We start from the raw sequence: 3,594 nt of genomic DNA on the forward strand, positions 1-3,594 counted from the left end.
GAGTCACAAACTGTCAGTGGGGGCGGGTTTGAGAGATTGTTCTTTGTTGGCTGTGATTGTTTGTGAAACCCGCCCCTACAGATTGTGAGAAATGTGTGAGTCACAAACTGTCAGTAATACTGGTGAAATTAAAAGCTTTCACGCGCACTCCGGGCACGACACTACCGCCGTAACGCTTCACCGCACTAACTGCATCCACATCGCGCAACATATCAGGTAAAACTTGATTGAAACGCAGGTTTTTAATCGGGTAAGCAATTTTGCCATCCTCAATCCAAAAAGTACCGTCGCGAGTCATTCCCGTTACTTCCAATGTTTTCGGATTAACGTAGCGCACGTACCAAGCTCGACTGACGAAAATTCCTCGCTCGGTTTGAGCAATTAAATCTGCTAAACTTTGGTCGGAACCTGTCATTACGATCGGGTAATAAGCACCTTTCGCCTCTTTGCCTTTTTGTGCGGCCCAGTAGCGGGAATAAGACAAACTTTGAGGGACGCCATCTTTGATGATTTCCAAATAGTTATTGCTCAATCCGTCGCCGAAAAAAGTATTCGATCGCAACAAAGGATGAGCCGGATCGCGCTGCACTTGCACTAAGGGGCTGAAAAGGTGTTCCCCCGCGCGGTTTCCCGCTGGTTTTCCCTCTGCATCGGCGATCGACATAAACGATCGCCCCTCATCCGCCGCCCTCGCATCCAGCCCCCAAATCACCCACGGTAGCAAGCCCGCAAAAGCAGCGCCGTCAAAGATTACCGGATAAACGCCGGGAGTGATGGGGCGCGGGTTGCGGGATGCGATCGCCCGATCGAGCACTTGTTCTGCTAATTGGGCGATCGGCAATTCGTTGATACTCCAAGCAGTGCTCTTCGCCCAACTAGAACCGTCTTCAACGCGAGCAGTAAAGCTGAAATCCGCATCTGTAGACTGGTTGCAGGCACGGAGTCCGGTTGACGAGGCGATCGCGTACAGCGACGCCTCAGTGCTCAAAGTACCCGAACCATGAGCGCCCCCCTGGGAGGATCTGGCGCACGCTTGCTGCACCATTTCGGCCCGCGCTAGAGGCGATACAGTTGCCGTTGCGGAGTCGAATGCGGGCGATCGCAAATCGTAGGTTTGAGGCGGCAGCAGGGGCATCCATTCGGGGTCTGCCGGCGCAATTCGGGCCAATTCTTCCGATCGCTTGACTGCGGAGGCGATCGCATCTTGATCAAATTCTGTAACAGCAGCAGAGGCGCTTTTGTTACCGAAATAGCTAGTAATGCTCAGGCTAAATACAGTTTTGCTGATATTTTGGCTGATTTGATTTTCCGAGAATCGGGAAAGAGATTCCTCCCCAGTAGAGAGACTGACAAATACTTCCTCTGCTTTGGATAGTTTGACGGCTTTTTCTAGTAAAGATAACGCTTGGTCTTCACTTAAAAGTGCGGGCGATGTTGTTACGAGCATAAGCTAAAGTCCCGGAATATTTGTTGTATTTGAAAATAGGTTTAGCCGCAATACTACGGTTAACTCGCCTGTACTAAAGAGCGTACTGCTAACACTTCATCTGCTCGCAGAGGTTCCACATCTGAAGGAGAAACAGCCACAACTAAAATCGATTCTCCTAAAGCATTAAATATTTCTAGAACGCAGCCATCATCTTCGCCTTCCCTTAGATGAGGTACGCGATCGACTAGCATGGCTACATCACCTTTTTTTAGCTGATATAGCGGCATATCCCGACACAATGCTACACGCTGGTAAAGTTCAAGTTTCACGTCGAAACTCCTTTAGAATTTTCACATTAAAAACCTACCATCTAATTAAGAATTTCCCCCAATTTGAATATCCCTCACTCGCACCGGCACACAAGCGTGAGTCATCTGAGCAACCTGCATCGGCTCGCCCTTTCCGCATATATGAGTACCGCACTGAACCAGCTCCGAAGCTGGCCCGATCGCATCTATTTGATTCCAGAAATCAGTAGTCATCGCCTGATAAGTTACATCCTTCAACATACCGACAACTTTACCTTTTTCCACCTTCCAAAAAGCATCGCCGCCGAATTGAAAATTGCGTCGCTGCTGGTCGATCGAATAACTACCCATACCGTCGATTAAAATCCCGTCTTCCGTATCAGCAATCATCTCGGCCAAAGTAGCAGTATGGCTGCCGCCATCCGGGCCCGGTTCCAATCCCAAATTGGGAATTCTCACCATCGGCACGCTCGACCAACTGTCAGCGTAGGCAGAACCGTTGCTGCTGGCACGTCCGAGGCGATAAGCCGTCTCTCTGTCAGTGAGATAATCAACTAAAATTCCATCCTTGACAACGTACCACTCTTGTGATTTTACGCCCTCATCATCGTAACCCATTGTACCGCGGCCACCTGGTTGAGTGCGATCGCACTTAAAATTCACCCAAGGTGCAGCGTATTGCAGTTTATTTAAATTATCAGTAGTAGCAAAGCTCGTGCCAGCAAAATTAGATTCGTAACCGTAAACCCGGTCTAATTCAGTTGGATGACCGACAGATTCGTGGATTGTCAAAAACAAATTTGTCGGCTTAAGAATCAGGGATTTGCAAATACCAGCAGGGACTGTGGGAGCGCTGACTTTCTCAATAGCTTCGGCGGCAACTCTTTCGACTTGACTCAACAAATCATCTGGATTAATATGTTCGTAACCGATATTCAGCGGCGGGCGTTCGTAACTCCGACTTTGGGCATCGCCGCCCGCAATTGCTGTACAGCTAAAACCCGGATAGCTGCGGTAGATTGTTTGTTCGATTAGCGAGCCTTCTGTAGAAGCAAAAACCTTGTCTTCGCGGCTTGACTGCAAAAAAGAAGAAGCTTTTTTGATGCCTTGTGCGCCGTGTGCTAGCAGTTGCTCGTTGATAGTTAGCAGCAGTTCGGCTTTCTCAGCAACGGGTACAGAAAAAGGGTCAAGGGCGATGGGAGTAATGTAGGTATCGACATATTTTTCGACAGGAACTAACCGCACCGGTTCCTTCTGAGTTAGGCGGCTGCCTTTAGCAATTTCTACAGCCAAAGCGACTATTCTTGCAACCTCTGCAGGTGTTTTGCTGTGACTGGCGGCAAACCCCCAAGCACCGTCTAGAAGCACTCGCACGCCAAAACCGGAACTTACATTATCTGACAGTTGACTTAAAGATCGATCGCGCGCGTAAAGATTCTGCCTTCGGTAACTGCAAAAACGTACATCACCGTACTCGCAACCTGTTTTCCGAATCAAATCTACAGCCAAATTTGCTAACTCGTTAGCAGAGATTTTTGCAGTTAATTGCACCATAGTTATTCGTCATTCGTCGTTAGTTGTTAATTATTATAGCGCTTTTCAATTTTTTGAACCCTTTTCAATAAGCTTTCTCTGGGCGGGCAGGATGCCCACCCCACAAGAAATTTACTGTTTGTGGAACAGGCATCTTGCCTGTTAATGTGGAACAAGCATCTTGCCTGTTAATGTGGAACAAGCATCTTGCCTGTTAATGTGGAACAGGCATCTTGCCTGTTAATTTTGTGGAACAGGCATCTTGCCTGTTAATTTTGTGGAACAGGCATCTTGCCTGTTAATTTTGTGGAACAGGCATCTTGC

The 3,594-nt window shown here is 48.2% G+C and carries 3 protein-coding genes; all 3 read right to left on the reverse strand.

Translation table 11 applies throughout. The features are described 5' to 3' along the window. Nucleotides 1–100 precede the first annotated feature (100 nt). The 3 genes from QT992_RS33090 to QT992_RS33100 are packed head-to-tail and all read right to left on the reverse strand — an operon-like array spanning nucleotide 101 to nucleotide 3,291. Nucleotides 101–1,447 carry a TldD/PmbA family protein gene (locus QT992_RS33090; protein ID WP_333340266.1) on the reverse strand — a complete coding sequence of 449 codons (1,347 nt, stop codon included), beginning with the start codon at nucleotides 1,445–1,447 and terminating at the stop codon, nucleotides 101–103. A 59-nt stretch (nucleotides 1,448–1,506) separates the two neighbouring features. Then, entirely contained in the window at nucleotides 1,507–1,758 is a 252-nt protein-coding gene (locus QT992_RS33095) for a DUF4926 domain-containing protein (protein WP_333340267.1), read from the reverse strand. 45 nt (nucleotides 1,759–1,803) lie between these two features. After that, a complete protein-coding gene (locus QT992_RS33100) occupies nucleotides 1,804–3,291 on the reverse strand; it encodes a TldD/PmbA family protein (RefSeq protein ID WP_333340270.1) in 1,488 nt (495 codons plus the stop codon). Nucleotides 3,292–3,594: the final 303 nt, after the last annotated feature.

The organism is Microcoleus sp. T3_D1, from assembly GCF_036700405.1.
Taxonomy (GTDB): Bacteria; Cyanobacteriota; Cyanobacteriia; order Cyanobacteriales; family Microcoleaceae; genus Microcoleus.